The sequence below is a fragment of the Azomonas agilis genome (assembly GCF_007830255.1).
GTDB lineage: Bacteria > Pseudomonadota > Gammaproteobacteria > Pseudomonadales > Pseudomonadaceae > Azomonas > Azomonas agilis.
Genome location: NZ_VLKG01000012.1, coordinates 1 through 14,178, shown reverse-complemented (window position 1 = coordinate 14,178; position 14,178 = coordinate 1). Strand labels below are relative to the sequence as shown.

The following is a 14,178-nucleotide window of genomic DNA, read 5'->3' as shown; positions in this document are numbered from 1 at the left end:
AGGCTGGCATGCTGTAAACTCTCAAAGCGTTGGCGATGCACGCATTGCTCCTTGAGTGTACGGATGACCCGCATTCTGCTGCGGACAGTGCGGAGTAATGAACTCCTACCTCAAGCCATAGCTACGCACCAAGCTGGTGTAGTGGCGTGAAGTGAAGACCAGCCCATTGTCAGAACGCAGCAAAAAGCTGGCCGGAACACACTCCAGTGTACCGAAACAGGCTATCAGAGCATGCTCCAGAGTACTTGCCGCTGTGGTGGCCTTACCGGTACGTGACAGATGCCAACTCATGAGCTGGATACCCGCTGTACGGTGTTCTTATTGAAGCCCAGTAGGTGGGCGCCAAACGAAGGCGAGGTCTCGATTAGGGCTTTGATAGGGGCAGCACACTTCGAATCTACTTGGGGAGCTCCCTTGATCGGCCGGTAATAAACCGTGCGGCGAGGGATAGATTGATCTCGTCTTCCATCTTCATGCTCATCGTCTGCTCCCTTGATTATGACGTGAGCAGGTTTTCAGTGGGTCATTACAGTGCTCCTCACCCAATTAAAGTGGGAAGCAGCCACCTAAAAATTGTTAACTCTCATGAAAACTTATGCATGGGATGTTGTCTAATACAGGGTGATATGAGAAATATCTGGGTTTCATTGTTAAGATTGACAATATTTACGTTAGTAGTGTGGATAGTTAAGTATTTTGCTTATATGAAGATAGGCAGCTGGTAGCGCTATTTTAAAAGGTTTATCATGAAAAAATTTATATCTATCGTAAGCTTGCTGTTGCTTAATATCCCTATGGTATCTGCCGACTCAAATATCTACGATCAGTATGGTAATAGCAGCGGAAGAATATACGGCGAAAATGCTCGTTATCTGGGACGTATTGATGATAATGGCAGAAGATACGATGCAAACGGACGTTATCTAGGACGTCTCGACAGTAGTGGAAGAATTTATGATGAGAATGCCCGCTATTTAGGGCGTATCGATGAAAACGGCAAGAGATACAATGAAAATGGGGGCTATGAGGGACGTACCGACAGTGGCGGAAGAATATACGATGAAAATTCCCGTTATTTAGGACGTATTGACGAGAAGGGTAGAAGATATGGCAAAAACGGAGGGTTAGAGGGACATATCGACAGTAACTAAAACTTGATTCTGTAACGTACCATATAATGATAATATTCCCTGTGAGAGCATTTGTCTCTGAATGAAATTCCTCTTTTCCGAAAAATTAAATTGTACAGCAAAAAGTTACTTTTATACTAACTAGTGGAAACGGAAGCCAAATGTTGGATTTAATTATCCTCTTTAGTTCTATCGCATTATGTGCATTAATTTGGTGGTGGATCACCAATCGTTTAAAAAATAATGGGCGAGGTTGGTTACTTAGAAATTTTGTAGGATTTAGTTTTGGCAGCTTCGCAGGAATAACTTTATTGGTTACAGCTTTATCAAAAGATAATATAGAACCATCATCTGAAGAAATAATAAATAAAAAAGCTATTGCAGCGGTATCCGCTATATCAGAGAAGTCTCTCGAAATGGATGCCGACACCTATTTTTATCGGCTAGACAAAATACTTCAGCCATTTAGTCAACACCATCGGATAATGGATAAAAAACTTACAACAGGAGCATCAAAAAATAGCTTCAGTGCGAATATTGATCAAAATGTATTTATAACAGGAACAATATCAAAAACGACAGGAAATTTATTCGATCTAAATATTCTTAGCAAACATAACCTACCTCCTCTTGAGTTTGCTGTCATGGTGAGCGCTGCATTAACAGCAGCTAATATAAGTGTCGAACAAAAGGTTGTTTTTGAAAAAATACCCGATCTTCTCAAGGGTCAAGAGTTAACTTATGGAAAGATAAAGTTTTCATCAATAATTGATAAAAATATTGGAATTTGGGTTTTCGCTAAACCAATTTGAGTATTTCTTATCCGTCATTGAGTTTGAGGTCGCGCGTAGCTCGTGTCCTTTCGGGTGGCAGTAAGTTGCAGAAAAACTGCAGCGCAAATTGATTGTAATTATCCAGTCCTTCATAAAGTAGGCGTCTTGCATCTGGGTCTCCCAATTGATTTGAAATCTCAGAGAACGGGTATCCGACTGCTTGATTTGACGGTAGATCAGTTGGACAAGATTACGCCCTGCCCGCTCCCGTACTACGTCATGGTTACCAGGAACAACGAAAACGGACTCCAATGAACATCTGCAGGCTTCACAGAGCTTAGTGAGCCACTCCGTAGCAAAGGCGAACTCATCTGGGGCGCCAGCGAAAGCAATGTCACCTGATACGATGATTGCATCCGGCACTCCCAGCTGTTGGCATTGACGCTCTACGTCTCAGACCAACTCGTTCCTCAGGTGGAAATTCGGGTCTTGTGTTGTGCCGATCTCGGATTTGCGGAAGTGAATATCTGACAAATGAACTATAAGCAAAGCCAACTCCTTGGTTTTGCCAATATCCTAATTTATAGAAGGTTGCAGAGCTCATGGTGTGCTCACGACATAGCTTTGGCACGGGCGTGCCTTCTTCAGCTTGTTTGAGCACTGCAATGATCTGGCTATCAGTGAAACGAGATTTCTTCATAGAACCTCCTCAAATAAGATTACGAGAAAATTCCACTTTTGGCGTCTGCTAATTTTTGGGGGATTACCCGGAGCTTGTCTTCCAGTAATTGGGAGATTAACCGATCGTTGTAACTAACCTAGTTACTATTTCTCTCTTAAGCAACTTTGCCAAAAGCGAAACACAGGCTCTGCTAAAAATAGTACTAGCAGCAAACGTAGCACCTGCATAGCAGTGACTAAAGGTACTAATAAGCCAAGTGCTTCAGCGATAAGACTCATCTCAGCGATCCCGCCGGGCACCATACCAAGTACCAAAGTTCTCATGTCCAAACTAGAAATCCAGCTCATTAACAGAGCAATAGGAACCACCAGAAAAACTGCTGCGACTGTCGCCAGCAAGGTACGCAACATAAACGCTGGAGCACGACGAAAAAACGAACGCTCGAAGTGACAGCCTAAGCTACTGCCCAACAACCATTGGCCAACTTCGCCAGCGCCGTCTGGCAAACTGATGTGCAAATTGAAGTTAATACTAAATAGGCTGCTGACTAGGAGGGCACCAAGTTGCCAAGCATTGGGTAGTCGCCAGTGCTGAAAGACCAGTGCAACTAGACCGCCACAAACGAATAGTAGAACTAACCACCCAACATCGGGATTAGACAAAGGGGCGATAATCGCCTGCTCACCAGCGAATAGCCAAGTATAGACGCTAGGAATACCCACCAACACTAGCATCATACGCAAGCTATGGCTGGCCGCTACATGCTGTAACTCTGCGCCATGGGGTCGGCCTAAATTGACCATCTCGCTAGCACCACCAGGCATACTGGCAAAGTAGGCAGTAGCAAAACTTTCTCCGTAATGCCGATGCAAAATAATGCCAATGACGCAGGTGAACACGGTCAGCAAAGTACCGACCAGCACTAAGCCAAGATGGCCAAGAATCTGCTCAAGCACTGTTTGGTTGAAGTGCAGACCGATCCCAGTGGCTATAATCCACTGACCGACCTTAATGCCATAGGGCATAGGAGAGGTCAGGCAGCCCAAGCAGCGCAGTGCAGCCACGCTGACTAGTGCACCGATCATCCAAGGTAGTGGCCAGCCAAGCAATTGAGCGCAACCACCACCGAGGGCTCCCACTAACGGGCTAAGTATCCAGGGTTTACAGCGTGCAAGCAGATTTTTTGGAGTCAGAGAAGATTTAATGGTCACATAACGGCCTTGTAGAGAATGGAATCCCCCCATTAAACAACTGGATAGGATCTGCTACTTGGAAGATCAGCGCTGAGACTGTTGAAACAGCCTCAGCGCGGCGGCCTCAGCTACTTATTTCTGCTCCTCAAAGTAAAGGAACACTGTAGTTGACGATCAAACGGTTCTCATCCTGATCCCGCTGACCTTCATCGTTACCCCGCCACATGGCGTTACGCCAAGTCAGGCCCACTCCCTTAAACAAGCCCGACTGTAGTACGTAGTCAACTCGAAAGTCGCGTTCCCACTCACGGCGGTCGCTACGGGCGGCATCAATATTGTCACCGCTGTAGTAAGTCAGACTGGCTTTCAAGCCTGGAATGCCAACTCTAGCAAAGTCATAGGCGTAGCCAGCTACCCAAGTATTCTCTCCTGCGCTGGTAAACTTATTCATCTGCGCATTAGTAATTAGGTACGGCACACGTCCATTGCCCTGGTTTATATGGGGGAAATCGCTGTTACCCGTAATCTTCTGATAACCAGCACTCAGTGCATGGCCGTTCAAGCTGTAGGTAAACAGAGCACTCCATAGACGATTGTCGACCTCACCTCTGCTTGAAGAGCCGCTCCCCCAGTAGCCACTGCTGACGTAGCCTTCAGCCCGTCCCGACGCACTGGAGTTTTTACCGTCAGAATCACTATCAAAGTAACGTAGGTCAGTCTTCAACGTGCCAACCGGTAGTTGCCAAGTGTGTACTAAACCGAGGAAGTGCTGCTTATAAAAGTCGCGTAGATTGCCGTAATAGTACTGTAATAATAAATTCTTACTGACTTTGTAATCGGCGCCACCGTAGTAGAATTCGTTGCTGAACTGAGCCTTACTACCACTGTTAGCTCCGGCGATGGATAAGCTATCACTATTGCTGGAGTTACGATCTGTGGAATGCTCCAGCTTACCGGCGATAAGAGTTAAGTTCTTAATTTCATTAGAGGTAATCTGTGCCCCCTCAAAGGTTTGTGGTAACAGGCGGCCATCGCTATAAGTTACCACCGGTAACTTGGGTAATAGTGTGCCAACATGCGCGACCGTCTCAGAGAAGCGAAGTTTGGCAGTCACCCCGAGACGACCGAAGTCGCGCCTTGCCTTACCGTTGCTTTCCAGCGGAAAGACCGAACCTGGGCGGCGATCAATCTCACTAATCGGTTTGTCTGCATCACCACCGGCATCTAAACGAAGAGCATACTGGCCCAGCAGATCAAGGCCAAAGCCGACCGGCCCCTCGGTGAAGCCGGACTTATAGTCCAAGATGAAAGCTTGGCCCCATTCCTCCACCCGCCCGCGATCCTCATTGCGGACATCTTGGTTAATGTAGAAATTGCGCAGATTAAGTGAGGCTTTACTATCCTCGAAAAAACCTTGCGCAAAAGCGGAGCCAACAGGTAATAGGCTCAGACAGGATGCAGCTAAACCACTGGAAAGATACTTGTACATAACAACACTACCTCTTATTTTTATGGGGTGCCACGGGGTTGCCGTGCGCCTCCATAATCGAGTGCACGGCTGATAATGCTTCTTACCTACTGGCCGGGGATATCTCGGCTCAAGTGCACTGGCTCCGCCCGCGCACGACGTAGACGAATGTTCAGTGCCTCCACCGCCAGTGAAAAAGCCATAGCAAAGTAGACATAGCCCTTAGGCACATGCACTCCAAAGCTCTCGGCGATCAGTACGGTACCGACCACGATTAGGAACGATAGAGCCAACAGCTTGAGGCTAGGATGCTTGTCGATGAATTCGCTGATAGTGCCAGAGGCAAGCATCATCACCAGCACGGCGACAATAATCGCAGCGACCATTACAGGCACTTGAGAGACCATACCGACAGCAGTGATCACTGAGTCCAGAGAAAACACGATATCGATGATGGCGATCTGGATGATGGTGCCGATAAACTGACCACCACCACTAGGTGTTTCGTTTGTTTCGTCCACACCTTCTAAGCTGTAGTAGATCTCGCTACTACTCTTCCACAGCAGAAACAAGCCACCAAAAAATAGGATCAAATCACGCCCAGAGATACCTTGGCCGAACAGTTGGAAAAGATCAGCGGTCAGGCCCATCACCCAGGAGATCGACAACAGCAGGAGAATACGAGTGACCATCGCGAGTGCTAGGCCGAACAGTCGGGTACGAGACTGCATCTCCTTCGGCATACGACTGACAAGAATAGAGATCATAATGATGTTGTCGATGCCAAGCACAATCTCTAGCGCAGTCAGGGTAAAAAAGGCAACCCAGATCTCTGGGTTCGTCAGCCAATCCATAAGAAGATCCTTACATTGTAGGTTAAGCGGCCGGATGTTCCGGCCGCTCAGAGGTTAGGCGATGAAGCTCATGGCTCCAGTGATCAGAGCGAGGACTGTGATCACCAGCGAAGTAAGAACGGCCCATTTAACGGTAGCCTTCTGGAACTCGCCGATATCGCGGCCAACCATGCCTACCAGCAGCAGAGTTGAAGCTACCAACGGGCTCATCAGATGTACCGGTTGGCCAAGCACCGAGGCACGGGCAATTTCCACTGGATCAATACCGTAAGCGGCGGCGGCATTGGCGAGGATTGGTACTACACCGAAGTAATAAGCATCATTAGAGAGTACAAAGGTCAGCGGCATACTAGTGATAGCTACTACCAGCGGGAAGAAGCTCCCCCATTCTGCTGGAATCATGTCTACCATCCCTTTAGCTAGGGCATCGACCATATTGGTGCCGGAGAAGATGCCGGCGAACACCCCAGCGGCAAATACCAGTAATACCACCGTCATGGCATTGCCCGCATGGGCCAAAATCCGCTCCCTCTGCTGTTCTAAATTAGGGTAGTTGAGCATCAGCGCAACTACGAAACCGATCAAAAACAGCACAGCCGAGTGCATTACTCCCATCACCAAAGCCACCATAACGGCAGCCACCAACAGTAGATTCAACCAAGCCAAGTGAGGTCGCTTATGAGCACTATCGCCAAGGATTTTCTCGATATAGCAATTACTACCGCCAGACTCTAGGACAACACTGCCGACCCGCTTGCGTTCGCCGCGCCCAAGCATCCAAGCCACGAATACCACCCAAACCGCCCCACCAAGAACAGTGGGCAGCAGTGGTACAAAAAACTCACCAGCATCAAGACCAAGTACAGCGATAGCTCGGGTGGCGGGGCCACCCCAGGGTGACATACCACTCATGATGCTTAAAGAAAGCATGGCAAGGGTTGCCAGAATCATCGGATTCATGCCAATACGCTTGTACAGTGGCAGCATGGCAGCGCAGGTGATCATGTAGGTGGTGGTACCATCACCGTCTAGGGCAACCAGTAGCGAGAGCAGTGCAGTACCCATGGCAATCTTTACTGGATCGCCGTTAACCACTTTAAGAATGCGGCGGATCAGCGGGTCAAATAGGCCAGCATCAATGAGGATGCCGAAGAACAGAATGGCGAACAGTAGTAGGGCAGCCGAGGGGGCTACCATCTTAAGTCCATCTAACATCATCTTGCCAAGACTGCCTCCAAAACCACCGATCAGAGCAAAGATGATGGGTACTACAGTCAGTGCAACAATGGGAGACAAACGTTTGGTCATGATGAGGACGGTGAATACAATCACCATTGCAAGACCGAGCAGAGCGAGCATAAGTGGATTCTCTTGTAGTTGTTTTTAGGTCGATATTTGCGCAATACGAATGCGGAAACTCCATTTCCTGCTGGGTGGTACAACTATCCTAGTGCCAGAGCGGCTGTCCGAATGATGTCTATAGGCTGGCAGATCGCCTGCGTGTGTAAGGCCTCCTTATCAACTGGCTAGCCGTTGCACAGCGGGCACACAAACTTCACCGAAGAACAGCCGGCGTGCAGTACGGATCACTGCGGCGCGGATAGTCTTGCCATCGGCACCAGTACGCGTTAATGCAACCTCAATAGCACCGCTCGGGTGTTCTAAACGCACTTGATCCAACGCAAGCAAGCACTCACCCTCACCCAGCATCTGAGCAATCACACTACCCTCGCTGACACAAGCAGTTGCCAACCCAATTGACCCTGTGATGGCCAATGATCGATGGCAGGAGCTGGGCATGAAATAACGAACCTGAAGAGTGCCACCCGCCTTGGGCGGTGAAACGAGCACCGGCTTAGGAATTACTTTATCGCTTACATCACCAAGCCCCATGGCCATACCAGCCCGCAGGCGCAAAACCTCCAGACGACGCAGGAAATCTTGATCAGCATCCAGTTCAGCGGGACTCTCATCACCTTGCTTGCCCAGCCAGCGGGCCTCAACGATCAGCATGGGCATGGCCATGTCAATGCAAGTCACCGGGATATCGTCAAACCAGTCGAGTACTTGGCCGGTGGGGAATAGCTTGCCGGTCTTACTGCCCGCAGCATTAAGAAAGGTCAGTTTGACCGGTGCGGCCGTACCAGGCACACCATCAATGGAGGTATCACCCTCGTAGCAAACTTTACCGTCAGGGGTTTGTACTTCTGAATCCACAAAGGTGTTGGTGTTAAGGTTGCGAATGCGTACCCGAGTTACTGCGCCAGTGACTGGAACAAGCCCTTGCTCTACAGCAAAGGGGCCTACAGCACAGAGCATATTGCCGCAGTTGGGCGCAGTATCCACGCGGCGTTGGGACACCATCACTTGGACGAATAGGTAATCCACATCAGCATCAGGATGCTCAGAAGAGCTGACAATGGCAACCTTACTCGTTTGTGGACTTCCACCACCGATACCATCAATTTCCAGCTCGTGGCCGGAGCCCATAATCGTCAACAATAGCTCATCACGTTCTTGGGGCGAGCTAGGCAAGTCACTAGCTAGAAATACCGGACCTTTGGAAGTACCACCACGCATTAGTACGCAGGGAATATGCTGCATAATTACTAACTCCTGTTTATCAATTACTTCTATTGATGCTTTTGATAAAAGATTCACACGAAAATAAAAATGTTTCCAATGCAAAAATCAGAGTAATTATTCCTTTTTTGTTATTAAACTGAGCGATCATTCACAACAGCACTCACAGCACATGAGTACCGATAAATCATGGAATATGATCTCCAAGACATCAGATCTTTCGTTAAAATCGCCGAACTAGGTAGCTTTCATGAGGCTGCCGAAGTCCTGCATCTATCCCAGCCAGCGCTAACGCGACGGATCAAAAAACTTGAGCAAGGGCTGGGCACCCCGTTGCTCGACCGCACTACTCGACGGGTTAGCCTGACAAGCGTAGGACGTGACTTCCTACCCAAAGCACGGCGGGTTCTGGATGATCTTGATGACTCCATCATGAGCATCCGTGAACTCGCCGAACGTCAGACCGGCCAAGTCACCCTAGCCTGTATCCCTACCGCCGCCTTCTACTTCCTACCCTCGGTCATCCGTCTGTACAACAAACAGTACCCAAAGATTCGCATCCGTCTGCTTGACCTCAGCGCCAACGAAGGGCTTGAAGCTGTTTTGCGTGGTGAAGCTGACTTCGGTATCAACATGATGAGCGGACAGCATCCCGACATCGAATTCTTATCCTTGGTCAACGAGCCTTTTGTCTTGGCTTGCCGCCGTGACCATCCCTTAGCAATGCGAGAGTCGATACGCTGGGCTGAACTGGCCGACTATCGCTTGATCGGCGTGGGCCGCCTAAGTGGCAACCGTATGCTGCTCGACCATGCTTTAGCTGGCTTGGGCTGGCGACCCAAGTGGTTTTACGAAGTCCAGCATCTATCGACCTCACTTGGTATGGTTGAGGCTGGATTGGGGGTTTCTGCTGTCCCCAGTCTGGCCATGCCTACCGCCGATCACCCAACCTTAGTCAGCGTTCCACTGATTGAGCCCGTCGTGAATCGCAGCTTGGGCTTAGTTCGCCGTCGCGGCGCTTCACTGTCACCAGCGGCAGATAAGTTTGTCTCCATTCTGCTGCAACAGTGGCCACAATGACTCGTCACAACAGGCTGTACTTATTCGCCGCCCATCCGCACTCGGTCGGGCTGGCGTCTCTCGGAGGCGAACTTCAACAAGGCAGCACTGCGAAAGAATCCATGAATAAACTTGCTGTAGGGCATCGTTAGGAAAAAGGCCATGACCGCACCCAAGTGCAACGCCAGTAGCAACGCCATACTGCCAGTATCTCGACCCGCCAACAGGGCTAAACCACTAAGGCTAACCAGCAGCAAGAGCGCGATGAAGCCATAATCCATAGGACGCTGATCGCTATCACCATGCTTTGGATGGCGACGCCAGTGCAGCCATAAGAGGCCGGTGGGGCCAACCAGTAGCCCAAGACCACCGGCCGTCCCTAACAGAACTGGTAGACTCGTTAGGGGATAAGGTGCCTCCAACTTCAGTATGAAGTGGTACAGCGTAGCGACAGAAGTAGCAGCAAAGCACAGCAGGAAACCGTAGAAAGTACAGTGATGGAAGTACCGTCGCCAAAGGGTGAAGCGGTCGCTTTCCTCATTGCAGCCCTCGCCATGTCCGCCATCAAGGTACTTCAGGCGTAACACAGCCTCCGAAGCCTCAAGCGCGGCTGCTCCCATTTGTATCGGCTCTTCTGAAGGCGGCGAAACCTCCCGCCAGAAACGCCACACAGCCATGCCGAGCGCTAAAACGACGAAGGCAAAGACTACGCCAAACATCAGTGCTAGCAGGTCATGAGGAAAGATTGCGTAGAAGTTACCTGCCAGCGGGCCGGGAAACAAAGTGCCTTTGATAGCCAATACCAGTACTAAGAAAAATCCTAGACCCGCCGCAGTGGCCAGTGCCAGCGTCAGCCCATTGCGTCGATAGAGCTGCCCTAGTGCCGGCGGCCAAGTATATTCAGCATAAGTATCTCGACGTACCTTGGCCATTGCCTGTGGAATATTCACGGCAAATTCGTGAGGTTCGGCGTACTGACAAGCATGTAGGCAGGCACCGCAGTTATGGCAGAGATTAGCTAGGTAATGGATATCGGCTTGATTGAACTCAAGGCGCCGAGTCATGGCTGGGAACACGGCACAAAACCCTTCGCAATAGCGGCAGGCGTTGCAAATGTGCAGCTGCCGATCAACTTCCACTGTGGCGATATTAAGTACCGGGATCGACTGATGGGCACAGTTGGCAGAAATGGGCACTTGTACCTCTGGATTAAGCGATTGCATGATCTTGTCCTACCGTCATGGAAGTTGGTTGATGGCCGGATGCGGCGGCAGCCTGACTACCAGCAATCCGGCCAAATGCTGTGCCGATACTCATGCCAACCCCTGCGGTGTAGCCCTTGCCAAGCACATTGCCCGCCATCATTTCTCCGGCGACGAAAAGGTTCGGGCTGGGTTTTCCGGAGAAATGCACAGCGGCTGTCTCGTCTGTCCTGAGACCAAGGTAGGTGAAAGTTACGCCGGGTCGCAGCGGATAGCCGTAGAAGGGAGGCGTGTCGATTGGCCGAGCCCAGTGAGTCTTAGCCGGTACAAGGCCCTCGGTACGGCAGTCATCCAGCGCCGTATGGTCGAAAGTACCGACTCGACAGGCTTGGTTATAAGCTTCAACCGTCTCGACAAATGCAGCTTCAGGCAAGCCCAGCCGGTGAGCCAGTTCGCTGAGGCTATTCGCAGAAGTGCCGGGAAATACGGGTGGCATGAAGCGCCCGACGGCCTTGCGGTCGATGATGGAGTAACCTACTTGGCCGGGTTGCTGTGCCACTAAGCGCCCCCAGATCGCATAACGCTTGGGCCAGAAATCCTCGCCTTCATCGTAGAAACGACGACCCTCACGATTAACCACCACGCCCAGAGATACGCAATCAATACGGGTGCAAATCCCACCGTCGTAGAGTGGCGCACGGGCATCAATAGCAACCATATGAGCTTGGGTTGGATCGCCGACGGTATCGGCTCCTGCATCAATCAGGGCACGCAGCAAGACTCCTGTATTAAAGCGAGTTCCTCGGATCAGGAAATTATCTGCCGCCCAATCACCATTCTCGCTTTGTCCCCAAGCCTCGCGTAGCCAATCGCGGTTGGATTCAAAACCCCCGGCGGCTAAAACACAGCTACGCGCCTCAATGCGTTCCGCTGGCCAATGCACACCATCAATCTCTCGGGCGGCCAAATGTGCGGCGATAAAGCGATTATCCTTTAGTTCAATCCCCGTCACTGGACTGTTGTAGCGAATCTGTACACCCAGTGCTTCAGCGCTACGGTAGTAGGCATTGATCAAGGCTTTGCCGCCACCGGTGAAAAAAGCATTGGTGCGCGCTAGCTGCAACGTACCCGACAGGGATGGCTGAAAACGCACGCCGTGGTGGCGCATCCAGTCCCGACAATGAGATGAGTCACGGATGACACGCCGCGCAAGACCTTCATCAGTCACCCCCCCCGTCACCTTTAGCAGATCCTGCCAGAACTCCTCTTCGGTATAGGCATCGACCAGTACGTCTTGTGGTGACTCATGCATACAACGCAAATTTCGAGTGTGTTGAGAGTTCCCACCACGCCAGCAACGTGGTGCAGCCTCTAGCAAAACGACTTGGGCACCTGCTTCGCGGGCCATAAGTGCAGCGCACAGAGCGGCGTTTCCACCACCGATTACTAGAACATCAATCATCTTGTTTTCTCCTCGGAGAGTAAGCAAAACAAAAGAGCTTCTCTCCACTGGAGGGCACAGTAATCAGATAGGGATAGCCTCGATAGGCCAGTTTACGCGGTAGGTGTTTAGCAAAACTAAACACCTAGAACTAAGAAGCCAGTAGGCTAGCCCCTGGCCAACTTCCAGCGCGTACTAGTTCGCGAGCAATATGGGAGACCGTTACCCGTGTCGCTAAAGCTGCTGGTGATAGTTCATCATCTGACAAACTGACGAGCCAATTACGCCGACTTACATGAGCATCAACAATGGGTGTAAAACAGAGTCCAACCTTACCTGAGTATGCCGCCGCCGCTCCCGGCTGTATGGTTGCTGCGTATCCAGCCCGAACAACATCCATAAGGGTCGCAAGGCCATCTATTTCCATGATCACATTGGGGATAACTTTGGCACTTTCAAAAGCAGCCATCAAACGAGTGCGCAAGCCATGCTGCACACTTGGTAAGACCAGTGGCAAATCTCTAAGATCGGCCAGCCTTAAGTTCTCGTTCGATGGGGCAAGGTATGTTTTGGAATGAATGAGGAACAGTTGTTCGTCAAGCAGTGGCATCACACTCCAACGCTTAGCTATGTCGCTCTGAAATACCACTGCGAGATCTAATTGCCGGGTATTGAGTTGACTGGCCAGATGACCAGATAACATCTCCACTAAGTGCAGTTGGATATCTGGATAACGCTCTCGCATTGCCTCTATAAGCGGAAGCGCTAGAACACTAGCGGTAGTCGGTGCCAACCCTAAACTAACATAACCGCTCATACGATCACGGAGCGCAGCCTGCACAGCATTCTCAGCATGGCGTAGAGTCAGCTGTGCATGATGAAAGAAAGCCAGCCCCGCATTCGTTGGAGTCACACCCGTGGAGCTGCGATTCAATAGCCGAGTACATAGCTCACTTTCTAGTTTGGCAATCTGTTGGCTCAGAGCTGAAGTACCAACATCTAACTCCAATGCGGCCCGTCCCAAACTTCTCAATTCAACTACTTTAACGAAATAACGTAACTGCCTGAGCTCCATTGAGCATCCTGCTGGGTAAGTTGTTGTGAATAGAAGCAACATAGGGCTATAAGCTAGCCTCAGTTACCCCCCCCAATTAATAACACCAAAGAAATAATAGTAATAATTTTTGCATTTGAAACATTTTTATTTCTGTGTGATTCTTTTACCAAAAATTAACCATTCGTAATAAAAACTACAGCTCACTAGCTTATTTCTTATATGACTGCATTACCTAATCGAGGCTACTTTCAAAGTAGGTTTAATCCGATAGAACGCTCCAGAAATCTCATGTCCTAAAACTTTGAAAATAGCTTCTGGAGTGGCAGCGCCTTCACTGTGGCTAGGTTGCTAATAAAAAATGGCCAAAGTGTTTGCGTGTGAAAACTCCTAAGAAAGAGTCCTTGCCTCTTGCATGGGACCATTGATGAGGGAAAAACTGTGCTTGAAGCCTACCGCAAACACGTAGAAGAACGTGCCGCACTGGGTATCGTGCCCCAGCCGCTGAACGCCGAACAAACCGCTGGCCTAGTCGATCTGTTGAAAAACCCGCCGGCCGGCGAAGAAAACTTCCTAGTTGACCTGATTACTAACCGCGTACCCCCGGGGGTTGATGAGGCTGCCTACGTTAAGGCCGGTTTCCTGACCGCCATCGTTAAAGGCGAAGCCACCTCTCCTCTAATCACCAAAGCGCGTGCCACTGAGCTGCTGGGTAGCATGCAAGGTGGTTACAACATTG

General features: G+C 50.1%; 13 protein-coding genes and 2 pseudogenes. 4 read left to right on the top strand and 11 right to left on the bottom strand.

The window, feature by feature from the left end:
• Window positions 1-105: 105 nt before the first annotated feature.
• The gene (locus LX59_RS15755; RefSeq protein WP_211354859.1) at window positions 106-291 is read right to left on the bottom strand and encodes a hypothetical protein; all 186 of its coding nucleotides are present in this window, start codon (window positions 289-291) and stop codon (window positions 106-108) included.
• Window positions 292-746: 455 nt separating this feature from the next.
• On the opposite strand from LX59_RS15755, the gene LX59_RS13440 reads away from it, so the two are divergent.
• Both LX59_RS13440 and LX59_RS13435 read left to right on the top strand, forming a co-directional pair.
• Window positions 747-1,151 (top strand): 5-fold beta-flower protein, encoded by a 405-nt coding sequence (locus tag LX59_RS13440; RefSeq protein ID WP_144572703.1) that lies wholly within the window; start codon window positions 747-749, stop codon window positions 1,149-1,151.
• Between the two features lie 140 nt (window positions 1,152-1,291).
• Window positions 1,292-1,942 (top strand): hypothetical protein, encoded by a 651-nt coding sequence (locus LX59_RS13435; RefSeq protein ID WP_144572701.1) that lies wholly within the window; start codon window positions 1,292-1,294, stop codon window positions 1,940-1,942.
• Here LX59_RS13435 and LX59_RS16190 read toward each other — a convergent pair.
• From LX59_RS16190 to LX59_RS13400, 7 genes and pseudogenes are all read right to left on the bottom strand, one after another.
• Window positions 1,892-2,326, bottom strand: a complete 435-nt coding sequence (locus LX59_RS16190) for a metallophosphoesterase family protein (protein ID WP_170234382.1) — start codon at window positions 2,324-2,326, stop codon at window positions 1,892-1,894. The genes LX59_RS13435 and LX59_RS16190 overlap by 51 nt on opposite strands.
• A gap of 157 nt (window positions 2,327-2,483) precedes the next feature.
• Window positions 2,484-2,603 (bottom strand): annotated as a pseudogene (locus LX59_RS13425) (transposase); the annotation flags it as partial.
• A 125-nt stretch (window positions 2,604-2,728) separates the two neighbouring features.
• Complete coding sequence (locus LX59_RS13420; RefSeq protein WP_246118765.1) at window positions 2,729-3,790, bottom strand: AbrB family transcriptional regulator; 1,062 nt, start codon at window positions 3,788-3,790, stop codon at window positions 2,729-2,731.
• 133 nt (window positions 3,791-3,923) lie between these two features.
• Window positions 3,924-5,267 (bottom strand): OprD family porin, encoded by a 1,344-nt coding sequence (locus LX59_RS13415; protein ID WP_144572695.1) that lies wholly within the window; start codon window positions 5,265-5,267, stop codon window positions 3,924-3,926.
• A gap of 86 nt (window positions 5,268-5,353) precedes the next feature.
• Complete coding sequence (locus LX59_RS13410) at window positions 5,354-6,100, bottom strand: TerC family protein (RefSeq protein ID WP_144572692.1); 747 nt, start codon at window positions 6,098-6,100, stop codon at window positions 5,354-5,356.
• A 54-nt stretch (window positions 6,101-6,154) separates the two neighbouring features.
• The gene (locus tag LX59_RS13405; protein WP_144572689.1) at window positions 6,155-7,459 is read right to left on the bottom strand and encodes a CitMHS family transporter; all 1,305 of its coding nucleotides are present in this window, start codon (window positions 7,457-7,459) and stop codon (window positions 6,155-6,157) included.
• 159 nt (window positions 7,460-7,618) lie between these two features.
• On the bottom strand, window positions 7,619-8,704 hold the full coding sequence (locus LX59_RS13400) for a 4-oxalomesaconate tautomerase (RefSeq protein ID WP_144572686.1): 1,086 nt from the start codon (window positions 8,702-8,704) through the stop codon (window positions 7,619-7,621).
• Between the two features lie 168 nt (window positions 8,705-8,872).
• On the opposite strand from LX59_RS13400, the gene LX59_RS13395 reads away from it, so the two are divergent.
• Window positions 8,873-9,763, top strand: a complete 891-nt coding sequence (locus LX59_RS13395; RefSeq protein WP_144572684.1) for a LysR family transcriptional regulator — start codon at window positions 8,873-8,875, stop codon at window positions 9,761-9,763.
• A 20-nt stretch (window positions 9,764-9,783) separates the two neighbouring features.
• On the opposite strand, the gene tcuB is transcribed toward LX59_RS13395, so the two are convergent.
• The 3 genes from tcuB to LX59_RS13380 all read right to left on the bottom strand — a co-directional run bounded on the left by tcuB (window position 9,784) and on the right by LX59_RS13380 (window position 13,460).
• Window positions 9,784-10,965, bottom strand: coding sequence for a tricarballylate utilization 4Fe-4S protein TcuB (tcuB, locus tag LX59_RS13390; RefSeq protein WP_144572682.1), 1,182 nt, complete (start codon window positions 10,963-10,965; stop codon window positions 9,784-9,786).
• Window positions 10,952-12,406, bottom strand: a complete 1,455-nt coding sequence (tcuA, locus tag LX59_RS13385) for an FAD-dependent tricarballylate dehydrogenase TcuA (protein WP_144572679.1) — start codon at window positions 12,404-12,406, stop codon at window positions 10,952-10,954. The genes tcuB and tcuA overlap by 14 nt, the downstream gene beginning before the upstream one ends.
• Window positions 12,407-12,536: 130 nt before the next feature.
• A complete protein-coding gene (locus tag LX59_RS13380) occupies window positions 12,537-13,460 on the bottom strand; it encodes a LysR family transcriptional regulator (RefSeq protein WP_144572676.1) in 924 nt (307 codons plus the stop codon).
• Window positions 13,461-13,880: 420 nt separating this feature from the next.
• On the opposite strand from LX59_RS13380, the pseudogene LX59_RS13375 reads away from it, so the two are divergent.
• Window positions 13,881-14,178, top strand: a pseudogene (locus LX59_RS13375) (bifunctional aconitate hydratase 2/2-methylisocitrate dehydratase); the annotation flags it as partial.

Bases quoted from the DNA above. Each gene is read 5' to 3' on its own strand.
- LX59_RS13400 (WP_144572686.1), bottom strand. From the start codon at position 8,704: ATGCAGCATATTCCCTGCGTACTAATGCGTGGTGGTACTTCCAAAGGT.
- LX59_RS13440 (WP_144572703.1), top strand. From the start codon at position 747: ATGAAAAAATTTATATCTATCGTAAGCTTGCTGTTGCTTAATATCCCT.
- LX59_RS13405 (WP_144572689.1), bottom strand. From the start codon at position 7,459: ATGCTCGCTCTGCTCGGTCTTGCAATGGTGATTGTATTCACCGTCCTC.
- LX59_RS13395 (WP_144572684.1), top strand. From the start codon at position 8,873: ATGGAATATGATCTCCAAGACATCAGATCTTTCGTTAAAATCGCCGAA.
- LX59_RS13435 (WP_144572701.1), top strand. From the start codon at position 1,292: ATGTTGGATTTAATTATCCTCTTTAGTTCTATCGCATTATGTGCATTA.
- LX59_RS13415 (WP_144572695.1), bottom strand. From the start codon at position 5,267: ATGTACAAGTATCTTTCCAGTGGTTTAGCTGCATCCTGTCTGAGCCTA.
- LX59_RS13380 (WP_144572676.1), bottom strand. From the start codon at position 13,460: ATGGAGCTCAGGCAGTTACGTTATTTCGTTAAAGTAGTTGAATTGAGA.
- tcuB (WP_144572682.1), bottom strand. From the start codon at position 10,965: ATGCAATCGCTTAATCCAGAGGTACAAGTGCCCATTTCTGCCAACTGT.
- tcuA (WP_144572679.1), bottom strand. From the start codon at position 12,406: ATGATTGATGTTCTAGTAATCGGTGGTGGAAACGCCGCTCTGTGCGCT.
- LX59_RS13410 (WP_144572692.1), bottom strand. From the start codon at position 6,100: ATGGATTGGCTGACGAACCCAGAGATCTGGGTTGCCTTTTTTACCCTG.
- LX59_RS15755 (WP_211354859.1), bottom strand. From the start codon at position 291: ATGAGTTGGCATCTGTCACGTACCGGTAAGGCCACCACAGCGGCAAGT.